At 48.1% G+C, this 239-nt stretch carries 1 protein-coding gene; it reads right to left on the bottom strand.

Annotation, left to right across the window (positions count from 1 at the left end; all coding sequences use genetic code 11):
* The coding region (locus tag SB749_RS20730) for a hypothetical protein (protein ID WP_410711976.1) at positions 1-239 on the bottom strand (239 nt) is incomplete at both ends.

Genomic DNA, 239 nt, shown 5'->3' with positions numbered 1-239 from the left:
CAGTACATTAATACCGTAGCGGCTGCGCAGTTTAATGTCGGCAGCGGAGCGGCCGATAAGGCGAGAGTCATGTCCGACAATGCCCTCAATAACCGTAATGTCGTCGGATTTTAAAAAGCGGTCATCAATTTCCTCTTCGGCATTGAGCTCCAGTCCGGTTCCGTCAATTACCTGCTGAATAGTTTCAGCATTGGCTTCAACTATCAGCACGTCTTCAGCTTTTAGCCGTAAATAACGAG

The sequence above is a fragment of the Brevibacterium sp. SIMBA_078 genome (assembly GCF_046534565.1).
In the GTDB taxonomy this organism is placed as follows: domain Bacteria; phylum Actinomycetota; class Actinomycetes; order Actinomycetales; family Brevibacteriaceae; genus Brevibacterium.
Note: the sequence above shows the minus strand (reverse complement) of the source record. Positions and strands in the feature narration are given on the sequence as shown.